This window comes from Paraburkholderia sp. J11-2, assembly GCF_905220185.1.
In the GTDB taxonomy this organism is placed as follows: domain Bacteria; phylum Pseudomonadota; class Gammaproteobacteria; order Burkholderiales; family Burkholderiaceae; genus Paraburkholderia.
Map to the genome: position 1 here is coordinate 196,717 of NZ_CAJMYY010000014.1, position 13,860 is coordinate 210,576.

Genomic DNA, 13,860 nt, shown 5'->3' on the forward strand with positions numbered 1-13,860 from the left:
ACACTACGCGTTCTGCTCCCGGCGCGCGGCACGTTGCGGCAGCACCACGATGCAGCCGACGATAAAGATCATCAGCAGCACGGATGCATAAAGCCGGCTGAACTGCAGGCCGCCATCGGCTAGCGGCTTGTCGAGCAGGTCGCCCAGCGTCGCGCCGAGCGGACGCGTGAGCACGAACGCGAACCAGAAGAGCGCCGTGCGCGAAACGCGCGGCCACAACCACATCAGGCCCACGATCACGAGGCTCGCGCCAAAGATCGCGGCGCCGACTTCGTAGCCCACACCGAGGCCGCCACGGTCCTCGCCCGCCACCCAGTCGCCCAGCGCCGTGCCGAGCGTTTGCGAAAACAGGATCGTAATCCAGTAAAACCACTCGACGCGCGGCGTCGCGACGCTCTCGATCGACACGGAGCCTTCTACGCGATACCAGATCGCGAGGCTCGCCACGAGCAGCAGCAGAATGATCGACACGCCGCCGGGATAGCCCACGCCGAGCGAACGGTCGCAGAAGTCGGCGAGCGTCGTGCCGAGCGTGGTCGTGGCGACGATGGTCGCCCAATAGAGCCACGGATAGAAGCGCTGTGCGCGGATCTGCGCCGACACCAGCACGACGAAGCACGCGAAGAAAATCAGCGTGCCGGCCAGGTAGCCCAGATTCAGCGACATCGTCACCCAGTCGCCGCCGGTTTCGCCGAGCGTGGTGCAAGCAATCTTGATGATCCAGAAGCCGAATGTCACGGCGGGAACCTTGCTGAGCGCTTCTTCGACGAAACTTCGAGTGACGGTAGACATGAATACTCCTTGCGCCGCATGAGGGGCGGAACGATATAGCCTCGGACTATATGCTGCCGTTGCTTAACTAAGCCTTAACTACGACTCAATATGCGCAAGGCGCGCACCATGGCTTGCGCATAAGCAAGTTCTAAGGTTCGCTGCGTAGTCTGCTGGCATGCGTCGTGATAATCGGACGGCGCAATGTTGAATGAGCGGTTGCACAAACGGGTTTTGAAAATTCCGTCCATTCTTCAGTAATCCAAATCTTTTTTTACCGTCTGGAGTCAGCATCATGAAACTTGCCATTGCTTCCGCCATTCTCTCGCTCGGCGTTGTCCTGTCCCCCGTCGCCTTCGCACAGGGTGGCGACTATCCGATACAACGCCCGCAGATCCAGCAACAGACCGCTCCGCAGCACGCCAACACGCAACGCACCGACGACTCCGGCTACGGCACGGAAAGTTCAGGCACCTCGAACGCCTCTCTCGCGCAAACCTCGCGCCATGCCGCACTCATGTCACACGAAGATCGCAACGATCTGTTCACGCATCATTGATGCGTGAACAGACCGCCACGATGGCCTGAAGCGCGGCGCACTCGCGTTTTTCACACTCCGCCGCGCCGCTTGTCCCGCGCCAGTTCGTTCGGCGGCAAGCTGTCGCTTTCCTGCAGAGGTTCACCGGCAAGCCGGCGCTTGCCGGCCTGATCGCTGGCGTTATTTGGCCTGTCTCCTTCAACATCGTATTCGGCGGCGATCTGTTTCTCTGCGCGGCTCCAGTATTCGTCCGCCCGTCCTTCGGGCGCGCCGTCGTCTTGCCAAAGTTGATAGGCGCGTTTGCGGATGCGCTCTTCCCGTTCGTCATTCATGGTCGTTCCTCCGATGTGCGCGCACGAGCGGCGTCGCAACCGGCTAGCCCCGGCTGCGATTGGCGCGCTGCCTGTGCAACGAGCAAACACAGTGCCCGTTGCGTGCATCATACTCACGCCACCATCGTCGAATCCCTGTTGAGGAAGATCGTTCATGACCGGCACGAGCACGCTACGGCGCGACGGGCGATCACAGCTATTTCGGCTATCTGGAAGTCGACGACGTGAACGCGCAGCACGAAGAAATCGCGCAGAAAGAGGCCATCGGCCTGCAGCCGCCGGGCGACCGACCGTACAGGATGCGCGAATGCACCGTGGCCAAGCCGGAAGGCCACCGGTTCGTCGTGGGTCAGTCCATTGACTGAGCCACGCACGATGGCAGGCGTTTCATAACATCCGCACGTTCACTCAACGCGACAGGGCGAAACCCATGCGCGCAGCCCAGCGGTGCTGGTTGTAATCGAGAAGATCCTCGCCATAGCCGTTGAAATAGCCGATCCAGAAGTACCCGCCCCAGGCATTGCCGAACAGCTTGGCAAGCGGGTATGTGAATTGCGCATCGACGCTGCCGTACCACGATTTCGTGCCCTTTCTCAGCGTAGTGGCGAGTTGCCAGCCATCCGGGCTGCCGTACTTGATCAGCAAGTCGACGTAGCCGCGATAGTCGGCAATATTCGAGTTTTCCCCTGCGATGTGCGTGTACCCATAGATCTTCGGCGCGATGGTCAGGTGGTTCGCATTGATATCGCCGAAGTCCCAGATCGGCTTCAGGTAGAAATAATCGAGGCCGCGCGACTCCGGTCCGTCTTCGCCGTTCGAATCGTGCTCGTAGCCCACTTCGATCCCCATGCGGGTGAACCATTTCGACCGCCACCCGGTGTCCTCGAGGTAATAGAACAGCGCTGGCATGTAGCTCGTATCGCGGAACGGCGCGGAATACTCGTTGATGTCCCACAGTGAGGTTTGCGTATACGCGAAATAAAGGTTGTCGACGAAACCTCGCGAGCGCGGGTCATCCGGCAGTACAAAGCGGAATTTGAAGCTGACCTGGAATTTCGCGAGATCCGAGTCGTTGGAGGCAAAGCCGTCCGCGAAATAGTTCGGCTGGTAAAACGAGAAGCGGCCCAAGATCATGGTGGTCAGATCGGGCACGAGCGAATTCGAAGGCTTCACTGTGGAGGGCGGCATTTGCGAGGCGAGCGACGCGTTGCCCGCCATCGGCCCTTCGGCTGGCACGATGGCGAGCGGGGTCGATGCGGGCGCAACCGCTGCCGTCGCTGGCGCCGCCGGTGCCGATGCTGGTGCCGGTGCGGCCGCATTCGCCGTGGCCTCGCGCGGCTTGCGCGTGAGAATAACGACCGAAGGCGACACGTCCACGCCTGGCACGTCCACTCTCACGGCGCCGCGCGCCCACTCGGGCCACGGCGCGCTATAGCTCACCGCCTTCATTTCGCCGGCTGCGAGCCGCACGTGCTCGGGCGCGCCAGCATCGCGCGTGAGCAGCACCGCTCGCGGCAATTGCTCGCCATTGGTGAGCGCAATGCTCAACGTGCGCGGCACGTCGACCGAGGTGCCGGAGGGCGCATCGCCGGTATAGACGATCGTCACCACGAGCGGCTCGTCGGACCTGGCTTCGCGCGGCGGCCGCGTGATGGACACAGCGGCGTGGCTCGCCGGCACATAGCCCGCGAGCGTGGCCGCGGCCAGCGCGAGGCACCCCAGCCTTCCCCATGGCTGCCGGACGCGCTGTACGGAACGGAAAGCGGATTCCCTGCAAATTGCCATTCGATTCGCCACGTTGCCTCCTTGTATCGGCAGAACGATTCGCCGCGCAGCGAATCCAGTCGATGCTGTTCTACGAGTGAAGCGTGGTGCTTTCGGGAATCGTGCCCTATTCCCTTGTGTTACAGACAGGCCGCCAAAATTGAATTGTTTGCCTGCGCTGCTATGATCGAAAAGGTTCGTTCCGGGTCGCCGGCAATGACCAGCGAACGCTTTTTGCGAGGACTGACAATGAAACCTGTCCTGCTTGCACTAGCCCTGCTCGGCGCTTCCACATGCTGGGCGCAGGCCAGCGCTCCGGCTGCATCGTCGCATCAGCATCACACTGAAACCGTCGACGACCGCGTGAAAGAATTGCATGCCGAACTGAAGATTACTCCCGCCGAAGAGGACAAGTGGGCGAAAGTGGCCGACGTCATGCGTAATAACGCCAAAACGGTCGACGATCTAATCCAGCAGCGGCACGATAACGCGCAGCAGCAAACCGCGGTGGAGAACCTTCAATCGTGGAATGAGATCGCCCAGGCGAATGCCGATGGCAGCAAGGCGATGCTCGATGCCTTCTCGGCGCTATACGCGGACATGCCCGATGCGCAGAAGAAGCTTGCGGACGCCGCTTTCCGACCCGAGCAAGCGCACACGAAATAACCAGCCGCGAGCGCCGGCAATGCGCGCTCGCGACGGAGGATCGACGATGAAACTCCGTGTGTTGAAGTTTGCATTCCTTTGTATCGCGCCAACGCTGTGCGCGATGCAAACCGCACAGGCGCGCGTGAACGTCAATGTGGGCGTGGGCATCGGTATTCCGGGGGCGTTCTACGCGCCGCCGCCGCCCGTTGTCTTCATGCATCCCGCGCCCATGTGGCCGCCGCCGGTCGTGTATTCGCGCCACGGCTTTTCTCCGTGGCACCATCCCCCGCATTTCAGGGGCCCGAGACACGTCCGGCATCCGGGCTGGGGACCGCCGCCGCCGCGCTGGCGCTAGAGGCGGACGTGCAGTAATTTTCGGTAAACAAAAAAACCACGGCTAGCGATAGCCGTGGCTCAACTTGCGTCTCAAGCCTGCATCAGGCGCCGAGCGCGGGATCGCTATAGCTCGGGCGCCCCGTTTCGACGTGGCCCGCAATGCGGCGCACGAAGGTCGCATCGCTATCGACCGTAATCGTCAGGTCGTACCAGCCGTACGCGTTGCGCAGGTCGAGATAGAGCGGCTCGGTGTCGCCGCCGGGCACGGTGCGTTGGATCTTCGCACCCGGGTCATACGCGTTGACGATCGTGAACTGGCAACGCGCGCCGCCCTTGTTTTCCAGGCGCAGTTGCAGGTTGCCGTTCGCCACATCGTAGCCCTCGGACACTTCGGGGCGCGCCGTTTCTTTGCCGCCCAGCCAGCCCAACCCGCCCGGCTTGACCTGCGTGCCCGCGAAGCGGCGCAGAAAGCCGTTCGGTCCATGCACGCTGAAGTCGTACGCGCCGCTCGCGCCAATCGCGAACTTGTCCTCCAGATGCTTGCCCGCTTCGACCGTATAGGTGCGCGGCGCGTCGGTGCTGCCCGCCGTATAGACGAGAAATACCGCGCCGGCACGGCCCGAATTGACGAAGCGCGCCGCAACGTCGCCCGAGCCGGCGTTCGCATCGAGGCGCACGAACAACTCATACGGCAGCGCGCGCGCGTTGCGCACGCCCGCCTCCTGCTTCGGCACGCTGCCCACGACCGGCGGGACCGGCACGTAGTCGGGGTGACGCAGCTTGTCGGGCGGGGCATAGCCCGTCGTGGAAGGCAGCGCGGGAATCGCCGCGTTAGGCGTGGCGAAGTTGAATGCCGACGTGAGGTCGCCGCACACGGCGCGGCGCCACGGCGTGATATTCGGCTCGCGCAGATCGTGATGCAGACCGAAGCGCTTCTCGATGAAGCGGATCACAGAGGTATGGTCGAACGTTTCCGAGCACACCCAGCCGCCGCGCGACCACGGCGAGACCACGAGCATCGGCACGCGCGGCCCGAGGCCATACGGCCCCGAGGCGTACTTGCTGCTGCCCGGAAAAATTTCGTTAGTGGTGTCGACGGTCGAGAGGCCGTTCGCGCTCGAAGCCGGCGGAAACGGAGGCGCGAGGTGATCGAAGAAGCCGTCGTTCTCGTCGTAGTTCACGAGCAGCACGGTCTTGCTCCACAGGTCCGGGTTCGACGTGAGAATCTGCAGCACCTGGTCGACGTACCACGCGCCGTAGTTCGCGGGCCAGTTCGGATGTTCCGAATACGCTTCGGGCGCAACGATCCACGAGACCTGCGGCAGTGCGTTGTTCGCCACGTCCTGCTTCAGCACATCGAAATAGCCGCCGCCGGCGAGCACGTTCGTGCCCGTGCGGGCGCGGTCATACAGCGGATTGCCGGGCTGTGCGTTCTGGTACTGATGGAAGTACAGCAGCGAGTTGTCGCCGTAATTGCCGATGTACGCGTTGTCGCCCGTCCAGCCCCATGAGCCCTTGGCGTCGAGGCCTTCGCCCACGTCCTGATAGATCTTCCACGTAATCCCCGCGCTTTGCAGCACTTCGGGATACGTGGACCAGCCATAGCCCGCTTCCGCGTTGTCGATCACCGGGCCGCCGCCGCTGCCGTCGTTGCCCACCCAGCCGGTCCACATGTAGTAGCGGTTCGGGTCGGTCGCGGTCATCGTCGAGCAGTGGTACGCGTCGCAAATCGTGAAGGCGTCGGCGAGCTGGTAGTGAAACGGGATGTCGTCGCGCGTGAGGTACGCCATCGTCGTCGTGCCCTTGGCGGGCACCCACTGGTCGTAGCGGCCGCCGTTCCAGGCCGCGTGCGTCGTGGTCCAGTCGTGCGGCAGATCCTGGATGAACTGCAGGCCCAGGTTGGCCGCCGTGGGATGGAACGGCAGCACTTCGCCCGCACCGGCTGCGAGCGGCTGGTTCCATACAGGCTTGCCGGTGGGCAGCGTGATCGTGCGCGTGTCGCCGAAGCCGCGCACCCCGCGCAGCGTGCCGAAGTAATGGTCGAACGAACGGTTCTCCTGCATGAGGATCACGATGTGCTCGACATCGCGGAGGCTCCCCGTGCGATTGTTCGCGGGAATCGCGAGCGCGTTGCGGATGCCCTGCGGCAGCATCGTCAGGGCGGTGGCCGAACCGGCGCTCATCGCGGCGGTGCGGAGAAAGTCACGGCGGCTTCTCGATGTCATCTTGTGGTTTCCATCTTCAGGTTGAGAAAGGCACGCACGGCACGCCGCCTTGACGGGCGGCAGGCGGCAAGGCCGCGCGGCCGGGTACGTCAATCGGCGGTGTGAATGACAGGTGTGACAAGCGGTTCGATTTGCGCAGACTGCTCGTCTTGCGCGCTCCCGCCAGCGGGTGGCCTGGCCGGCGAACGTACGGCGTTCGCGGGCAAGGCTACGCCTGCGTTTGCCGCATGGTTTGCACTATCCGGGAGATTCGCTGCAGGCGCGTCCGACGCCAGCGTGAATGCGTTGGCAAGCTGCGGGCTTTGCGAATGGCTGCCTGGCTGCGCTTGCGCGAGTTCGCGTGCGGCGTTCGCAGTGAGCGCGGCGCGCGTGTCGCTATCGCGTGCGCTGCATGCGCTTAGCGTCGCGAGCGCAGCTGCGCATGCAAGCAGCATGGCGGGCGCACGCATTGTGGTGAATGCAGCGGGCAGGCTCAAACGTTTGCGCGACGCGCCTGGCAAAAGCAAGCGCGCCGGCGCGGATTCGACCGTCATCGAAGTCTCCGTCCAGATAGAGGCACAACAACGGCTCGAGGAGCGGCCCGAGCGGGGCCTCGCGCATCACTCACGCAACAGCGCAGGCAGCGGCAAGGCAACGCCGAAGCATAGCGAAGCCGCTTTTAAGTTTTGTGACGGTGCGTGAGGCCGCTCGAATGGCGGCGCAGGCGGATTAGTCTCGCGCGTTGCGGATCTGCAGTTCCGCGTATCCGGTCGACGAATCGAGTTCGCGCGAGAAGCGGTGGCCGGGCAACAGCACCAGCAGCAGTTCGGCCGTGGTGCGTATCGTGCAGCCGTGCGCGACGTGGCCACCGAACACGCGGCCTTGCGCGTCGGATACGGACATGTGCAGATGCGCGCCATCGGGCGATACGGAGCCCGCGAGCGTGAGGATTTCGAGGTCGCCGCGCAATTCGGTCGGCGTTTCGATCCCAGCGAATCGCAACTGCGCGACGCTCAAGCTGCCGATGCCCTGGATGACGAACGCCGCATGCGAGGCGTGCTGGCTTAGCAGGCCTTCGATCGCGGCGCGCAGATCGTCGCCGGGAGACAGCCGTACGGGATGGATTTGCATGCTGGGCTCGGGGTTGCCGCCAGTTTGTCGCATTCGGCACAGGTTAGGCCGGGTCAGCGAATGAGGCAAGTCGCATGATGTGCAACGGCCCGCTCAAAGCGGGCCGCATTTGCACTCGCACCTTCAATCGCCGATCACTGATGCGCGTAGATCGGACCCAGGCCGGGAATGTCGTGAGGCGCCGAAGCCACAGCCGCACCCGCTGCCGACGAACCATTCGCCACGCCGCCGAACGCCGATGCCACCGCGCCGTTCTGCGCACTCACCTTCGCTTCGGCCGCCTCGATGTGCTGCGGATAGTCGTTGTAGTCGGCGGCCGGGTTATAGCCCGCCTTTTCGAGTTGCACCAGTTCGGCGCGGACCTGAGCGCGCGTGAGCGGCTCGGCCGACTGCGCGAAGGAGACAACGGGAACAGCGACCACAGCGGCAACGATCAGCGACTTGATGAGTTTCATGGTATCCACCTGTAAGCAATGAGTTGGTTCGGTCCACGTTCGCGTGGCGCGTGCGTCCAGTCTTTTCGATGTCTGCCTGGCGACGTCGCTGACTGGCATGGGTGTATTTGAACGCCCGCATGTATCCCGCTTGTTTCCACGAACCCCTGCTTTTGCAATCCTCCTTGTCCATTGCCGCGGTGGATACACAACGATACGAAAACCCCGCCGTTATGCCGCCCTACTCCCGCATCTCGCTCAGCGACACGCCGTTCGGGCGCAGACGCAAGCGCGTATCGATGCGCTGCCACGGCAAATCGGCAGGGTCGGCCGCCATGGGGCCAGGCGCCTTCGCCACGAGATGCGCGGAGGCGATGGCGTCGAAATCGGCGCGATAGTGGACCGAACTCTTGTTGACGAGAATCTTCATACGCTCCGGCTCGATACCCGCCGCGCGATACAGATTACGGTCGAATATCTGCATCTTCACCGAGCTGACCGCGATCCTCACGCCGTCGATGCGCAGGCACGCCACCGGCCCGATCTCGGTCCACATGCCGTTCATCATCGGGCCGTCGAAGCGCACCCGCCCATCGGCGAGATGCTCCACGACGAAGCGCCCGGCGAGCGGCGCGTCGCCGGGCACGCCCGTGCCTCCCGCGAGCGCCAGTTCGATCGTCGCGCCCACGCCCGCCTCGTGCGCCTTGGCCGCCGCCTGCGGGTCCCAGATCAGGCCTACGGCCGCGTCGCGCGCGCCCTGGCGCAGCAGCGCACGCACGAGGCCCATGGTGTTCGAGTCGCCGCCCACGCCCGGGTTGTCCTGCGTGTCGGCGATGACGACCGGCTGCGTGGCGTGCTCGGCCAGACGCATGGCTTCGCGCACGGCGGCATCGGGGTCGAGAAAGCGCACTTCCCAGTCTCGCTCCTGCGCCACGATGGCCGAAGCCAGCGTGTTCACCGCCGTCACCACGGCGGCTTCGTCGAAGCCGTAACCCCACACGGCCGCGCCGCATTCGGGGAAATCGGAGGCCGGAAAACCCGGCGCGAACGAAAGCGATACGACCGAATCGTCCTCCAGCTGCGCGAGATGCGCATACGTGCCGCGCGCCGGCTCCGCGAGCGTGCACATGCCGTTCACGGGAATCAGGAACGGAATGCGGCGCACGTAGCGCTTGAGCCTGCGCTCGGGTTGCGCCACGAGGCGCATGAGGATGTGCGCGGCGCGCGCGCCGGTTTCGGCCATGTCGACGTGCGGATAGGTGCGATACGCGACCATGGCGTCGGCGTGCGTGAACATCTGCTCGGTCACGTTGGCGTGCAGATCGAGCGAGACCACCAAGGGCAGGTCGCTACCCACGACGGCCCGCACACGCGCGAGCAGCGCGCCTTCGCCGTCGTCCAGATGCTCGGTGACCATCGCGCCGTGCAGGTCGAGATAGATCGCGTCGAAGCCGCCGCGCCGCACGGCATCGACGATTTCGCCGGCAATGCGCTCGAATGCCTCTTCGGTCACGTGTGCGGAGGCGCTTGCCCCCGCCCAGATGACCGGCATGAGCGTGTGGCCCGCCGCTTCCGCCGCCTGGATGAAGCCGCCAGCGGGCACGTTTACGTCGCGCAGCGAGAGCACGTCGGCGCCGCGCGTGAGCGGTGGAAAGCCCTCCCCCTGAACGAAACTTTGATAGCTGGCTTTCGTTGGGGCGAACGTATTGGTTTCGTGCTGGAAGCCCGCGATGAGAATCTTCATTTTTCCTTTACCTCAGTTGCATAGGATGACTTAGCAAACCGGCTACGTGCGTTCAGTGCTTCGCGCTCGCGAGCCGGACGGAAAAGATCAGCAGCGCGCCGACGAGCGACACGCCCGCCATGGCGAGCAGCGCTGGCTGCAAACTGCCCGCCGCCGTCTTGATCCAGCCGATCGCCGCAGGCCCCCAGAATCCGCCGGAAAGCCCGATGGTGTTGATGAGCGCAATGCCGCCCGCAGCAGCCGGCCCCTTGATGTACTCGGGCGGAATCGCCCAAAAGACCGTGTAGGCCATCCACAGCGCCATCGTCACGAGCGTGAGCAGCGCAAGCGTGGGCGCCAGATGATTGCCGGTGGCCGCGCACAGCGCAAACAGCAGCGCGGCGGCCGCTGCGGGCACCGCGCAGTGAAAACGCCGCTCGCCGAGCCGGTCGGAACGGCGGCCCATATAGAGCATGCCCACCGCCGCCGCGACATACGGGATGGACGTGTACCAGCCCAGCGTGATCAGATTGCTCACGCCTTGCGCCTTGAGAATGGCGGGCAGCCAGAAGCTGATGGCGTAAATCGACGCAATGATGCAGAAGTACGCGAATGCCAGCACATAGACCTTGCGATCGCGCAGCACGCTTCTAAACGAAGTCGCGTGCGCCTCGGGCGCGCCGACATCGGCCTCGATCTGGCGCTTTTCGTCGTCGCTCAGCCAGGCGGCGTCGGCCGGGCGGTCGGGCAGATAGAGGAAGGTCGCAATGCCGAGCACGATGCACGGCAAGCCTTCCACGAGAAACATCCATTGCCAGCCTGCGAGCCCCGCCTTCCCCGCCAGCGTACTCATGATGGCCGCCGAAACGGGCCCGCCGACAATGCCGCCAATCGGACCGGCGAGGAACACCATCGCAATGGCGCGCGCCATGCGCGAGGGACCATACCAGCGCGAAAGATAGAAGATCATGCCCGGCGCGAAACCGGCCTCGAACACGCCTAGCAAAAAGCGCATGGCGTAGAACGCGGGAACGCTGCGCACGAACAGCATGCACGCCGACGTGATGCCCCACAGCACGAGAATGCGCCCGAAGGTCTTGCGCGCGCCGATTTTGGGCAGCAACAGGTTGCTCGGCAATTCGAACAGCACATATCCGATGAAGAAAATGCCCGCACCCACGCCATAGGCGGCATCGGAGAAGCCGAGGTCGGTCTGCATCTGCAGCTTTGCGAATCCGACGTTCACGCGGTCGAGGTAAGCAAACAAGTAGCAGATCAGCAGAAACGGCAGCAATCGCGCGTTGATCCTGCTGTAGAGCGCGGAAGCGTCAAGGCTTCTCGGGCGGGGAAGAATGGCGGCCATGTCCTGTCTCCTGGTGGTGGGCGTCGTGCGCAATACCATCCTGGCCAGGGCATAATTCGCCAGCAAGAGCAACAAAGTTCACACATCGTTCTTTTTCAGGCAACAGTCCCCTTACTTTACCTATGCGAACGAGGGCGCGATGCGCGAGATCAATCAGCAGCGGCTACGTTATTTCCACGAGGTGCTCACGCACGGCACGATCCGCGGCGCCGCGGACAGCCTGAACACCTCGCCCTCGGTCATCACGCGGCAAATCAAGCTGCTGGAGGACGAACTGGGCGCGCAACTGTTCGAGCGCCAGGCGCGCGGCGTGAAGCCCACCGAGGCGGCGGCGCATCTGCTGGAGTTCTGGCGCGGCTATCGCGCGCAGCAGGAGAAGTTCGAGGACCAGTTGCACGCGTTGCGCGGGCTCCAGCAAGGCCGCGTGGATCTGGCCGTGAGCGAAGGCTACGTGGATGCGCTCGTTGCCGAGGTCATCACGCCGTTCTGCGCGCGCTATCCGAAGCTCGATGTGAGCCTCACGATGCTGCCCGTGGACGACGTGCTGGGCGAGGTTGCTGAAAGCCGTGCGCATATCGGGCTTGCCTTCAACCCGCCGCCGCATGAGCGCATCGAATATCGCGCGAGTTCGGCGCAGCCCGTCGTGTTGCTCGTGCGCCGCGACCATCCGCTCGCGCTGCGCGGCACACCCGTCACGATCGACGACCTGCTGGCGTGGCCGCTCGCATTGATGCCCAGCACGTTCGGCATCGGGCATCTCGCGAAAATGCTGGCATTCGCGGAGAACGTCGAGATACGCGCGACGCTCACCACGAATTCGCTTACCGCCCTCAAGCGTTTTGTCGCCGCCGAAAATTTCGCGACGCTGATTGGCGAGTTCGCCGCCTCGCGCGAGATCGAAGCGGGCGAGCTCGTGACCTTGCCGATCGATCATGCGCTCTTTCAAGGCACGAAAGCGCGCGTGCTCGTGAAGTCGGGGCGGCCGCTGGTAGCGGCCGCGCATGAGTTGCTTGAGTGGATCCTGCGACGGATGACGATGTTTCAGGCGGCGGCGTAGAGCGAGCCCACGTCGGCCCCGTTATGCTCGCGGCCCCGCGCCCTCACCCAAACCGCACGCAATACACCGGCGGCAAGTGCGCCGAAACGAGCCGCCAGTGTTCGCCGCCGTCGTCCGAAGTCCATAGCGCGCCCGTGGTCGACCCCATCGCAAGCCGCTCGCCGGAGTCGTCGATGTCGAGCCCATGCCGGTACACGATGTCGTACGCGGGCGCAGCCGGCAGCCCGCTCGAGAATTGTTCGAACGTGCGCCCGCCATCGCGCGTGCGCGTCACGACGAACTGGCCATCTACGGGAACGCGATACTGGTCTTTTTGAGCCGGCACGAACCACGCCGTGTCGGGCTCGCGCGGATGCACCACGACCGCGAAGCCGAAGCTCGACGGCTGCGCTTCGATACGCCGCCAGTGCGCCGCGCCATCGGTCGAGCGGAAGATCGCGCAGTGATGCTGCGTCCACAGCACGTCCGGATTCGCCGCGCATTGCACCACACGGTGCGGGTCCTGCGCGTTGGGCTCGCCGCGGCGTTCGGGCGGCATGTAGTCGGCTTCCATGCCCTCGGCGGTGAGGCGCCAGGTCGCGCCGCCATCGCCCGTTTGCCAGACGCCGCCACACGACACGCCCACCGTGACGTGCTGGCTGTCGCGCGGATCGACCATGACCGAGTGGATGCCCGGCGCGTCGTAGCCGCCGCCCGCCCATTCGCGCCGCTCCGGGCGGTCCCATAACGGGCGGTTCAGTTCCCAGGTGTCGCCGCCGTCGGCGGAACGGAACAGGCCGCCCGGTATCGTGCCCGCCCACAGCACGCCAGGCTCGTCCGCGCCGCCGGGCTCGAGCGACCAGATCTGTTGCAGCGACCACGGCGCGGGCAAACGCCCCAATGCGTCTGGTTCGTTGACCTGAATGTCCCCGGCAGGCTGGGGCGGATAGACGGGCACCGCGCACTCCTCCCAGTCCGCCCTGCCCGCGCGCCTGCGATGCAGTTTCACGCCGAAGTGGCCGAGATTGAGCGCGGCATAGAGCGACCCGTCGCGCGCGTCGCGCATCGCCATGCTCACCGGCTCGCCGAAGAACTCGGGTTCGCCGATTGTCCAGCCGCCCTCTCCATCGGCTTGCATAACGAACAGCCCCTTGCGGGTTGCGACTAGCAATCGATCGCTCATCTCGCGTGCCCTCTGGTCATCCACCCGACAGCGCCTGCACGACATACACCCGACTCGCATCGCCAAGCACATCGCTCAGATGCTCGCGATCGCGTAGCCGCACGCCGTCCACGAACACCGCCAGATGCTTTCGCAGCGCGCCCTGATCGTCGAGGATATAGCCGCGCAATCGCGGCTGTTCGGCAAACACGGCATCGAACGCTTCGCGCAGCGTGCGCGCGTCGATCTCGCGCTCGGGCGTCGCGACGTGCCGCTGAATGGAAGCTGCGAAGAAGAGGTGCGCCATGGCGGGCCGGCGGCGCGGAAGTGGCCGCGTCCGCTGGTTCTGTAGTGTAGGTCATCCGCCATGAGCTTCGAGGCGTTGCCGTTGCCGTCGCCCGAAGCCCCTTTCCCGCGA

General features: G+C 64.6%; 16 protein-coding genes. 5 read left to right on the forward strand and 11 right to left on the reverse strand.

Annotated features, from left to right (window positions below; translation table 11 throughout):
* Window positions 1-3 precede the first annotated feature (3 nt).
* The gene (locus U5A57_RS21145; protein ID WP_321913618.1) at window positions 4-792 is read right to left on the reverse strand and encodes a hypothetical protein; all 789 of its coding nucleotides are present in this window, start codon (window positions 790-792) and stop codon (window positions 4-6) included.
* A 274-nt stretch (window positions 793-1,066) separates the two neighbouring features.
* Between U5A57_RS21145 and U5A57_RS21150 the strand changes: the two genes are divergently transcribed.
* Window positions 1,067-1,330 (forward strand): hypothetical protein, encoded by a 264-nt coding sequence (locus U5A57_RS21150; RefSeq protein ID WP_321913619.1) that lies wholly within the window; start codon window positions 1,067-1,069, stop codon window positions 1,328-1,330.
* Between the two features lie 50 nt (window positions 1,331-1,380).
* On the opposite strand, the gene U5A57_RS21155 is transcribed toward U5A57_RS21150, so the two are convergent.
* Window positions 1,381-1,641, reverse strand: coding sequence for a DUF2934 domain-containing protein (locus U5A57_RS21155; RefSeq protein ID WP_321913620.1), 261 nt, complete (start codon window positions 1,639-1,641; stop codon window positions 1,381-1,383).
* 224 nt (window positions 1,642-1,865) lie between these two features.
* Between U5A57_RS21155 and U5A57_RS21160 the strand changes: the two genes are divergently transcribed.
* Window positions 1,866-2,006 (forward strand): hypothetical protein, encoded by a 141-nt coding sequence (locus tag U5A57_RS21160; RefSeq protein WP_321913621.1) that lies wholly within the window; start codon window positions 1,866-1,868, stop codon window positions 2,004-2,006.
* A gap of 43 nt (window positions 2,007-2,049) precedes the next feature.
* On the opposite strand, the gene U5A57_RS21165 is transcribed toward U5A57_RS21160, so the two are convergent.
* A complete protein-coding gene (locus tag U5A57_RS21165) occupies window positions 2,050-3,426 on the reverse strand; it encodes a phospholipase A (RefSeq protein ID WP_321913622.1) in 1,377 nt (458 codons plus the stop codon).
* Between the two features lie 228 nt (window positions 3,427-3,654).
* Between U5A57_RS21165 and U5A57_RS21170 the strand changes: the two genes are divergently transcribed.
* Window positions 3,655-4,071 carry a Spy/CpxP family protein refolding chaperone gene (locus U5A57_RS21170; protein WP_321913623.1) on the forward strand — a complete coding sequence of 139 codons (417 nt, stop codon included), beginning with the start codon at window positions 3,655-3,657 and terminating at the stop codon, window positions 4,069-4,071.
* A 46-nt stretch (window positions 4,072-4,117) separates the two neighbouring features.
* On the forward strand, window positions 4,118-4,408 hold the full coding sequence (locus U5A57_RS21175; protein WP_321913624.1) for a hypothetical protein: 291 nt from the start codon (window positions 4,118-4,120) through the stop codon (window positions 4,406-4,408).
* Window positions 4,409-4,490: 82 nt separating this feature from the next.
* Here U5A57_RS21175 and U5A57_RS21180 read toward each other — a convergent pair whose 3' ends face one another.
* The 6 genes from U5A57_RS21180 to U5A57_RS21205 form a co-directional block, all read right to left on the reverse strand.
* On the reverse strand, window positions 4,491-6,614 hold the full coding sequence (locus U5A57_RS21180) for a phosphocholine-specific phospholipase C (protein ID WP_321913625.1): 2,124 nt from the start codon (window positions 6,612-6,614) through the stop codon (window positions 4,491-4,493).
* A gap of 89 nt (window positions 6,615-6,703) precedes the next feature.
* Window positions 6,704-7,147: a hypothetical protein gene (locus U5A57_RS21185; RefSeq protein ID WP_321913626.1), complete on the reverse strand. Its 444-nt coding sequence runs from the start codon at window positions 7,145-7,147 to the stop codon at window positions 6,704-6,706.
* 175 nt (window positions 7,148-7,322) lie between these two features.
* Window positions 7,323-7,724, reverse strand: a complete 402-nt coding sequence (locus U5A57_RS21190) for a PPC domain-containing DNA-binding protein (RefSeq protein WP_321913627.1) — start codon at window positions 7,722-7,724, stop codon at window positions 7,323-7,325.
* A 134-nt stretch (window positions 7,725-7,858) separates the two neighbouring features.
* Window positions 7,859-8,179, reverse strand: coding sequence for a DUF4148 domain-containing protein (locus U5A57_RS21195; RefSeq protein ID WP_321913628.1), 321 nt, complete (start codon window positions 8,177-8,179; stop codon window positions 7,859-7,861).
* A gap of 220 nt (window positions 8,180-8,399) precedes the next feature.
* Complete coding sequence (locus U5A57_RS21200) at window positions 8,400-9,902, reverse strand: M81 family metallopeptidase (protein WP_321913629.1); 1,503 nt, start codon at window positions 9,900-9,902, stop codon at window positions 8,400-8,402.
* A 52-nt stretch (window positions 9,903-9,954) separates the two neighbouring features.
* Window positions 9,955-11,244: an MFS transporter gene (locus tag U5A57_RS21205; RefSeq protein ID WP_321913630.1), complete on the reverse strand. Its 1,290-nt coding sequence runs from the start codon at window positions 11,242-11,244 to the stop codon at window positions 9,955-9,957.
* 139 nt (window positions 11,245-11,383) lie between these two features.
* Between U5A57_RS21205 and U5A57_RS21210 the strand changes: the two genes are divergently transcribed.
* Window positions 11,384-12,301 carry a LysR family transcriptional regulator gene (locus U5A57_RS21210; protein ID WP_321913631.1) on the forward strand — a complete coding sequence of 306 codons (918 nt, stop codon included), beginning with the start codon at window positions 11,384-11,386 and terminating at the stop codon, window positions 12,299-12,301.
* Window positions 12,302-12,344: 43 nt separating this feature from the next.
* On the opposite strand, the gene U5A57_RS21215 is transcribed toward U5A57_RS21210, so the two are convergent.
* Window positions 12,345-13,463 carry an exo-alpha-sialidase gene (locus tag U5A57_RS21215; RefSeq protein WP_321913632.1) on the reverse strand — a complete coding sequence of 373 codons (1,119 nt, stop codon included), beginning with the start codon at window positions 13,461-13,463 and terminating at the stop codon, window positions 12,345-12,347.
* Between the two features lie 16 nt (window positions 13,464-13,479).
* The gene (locus U5A57_RS21220; protein ID WP_321913633.1) at window positions 13,480-13,749 is read right to left on the reverse strand and encodes a MoaD/ThiS family protein; all 270 of its coding nucleotides are present in this window, start codon (window positions 13,747-13,749) and stop codon (window positions 13,480-13,482) included.
* Window positions 13,750-13,860 lie beyond the last annotated feature (111 nt).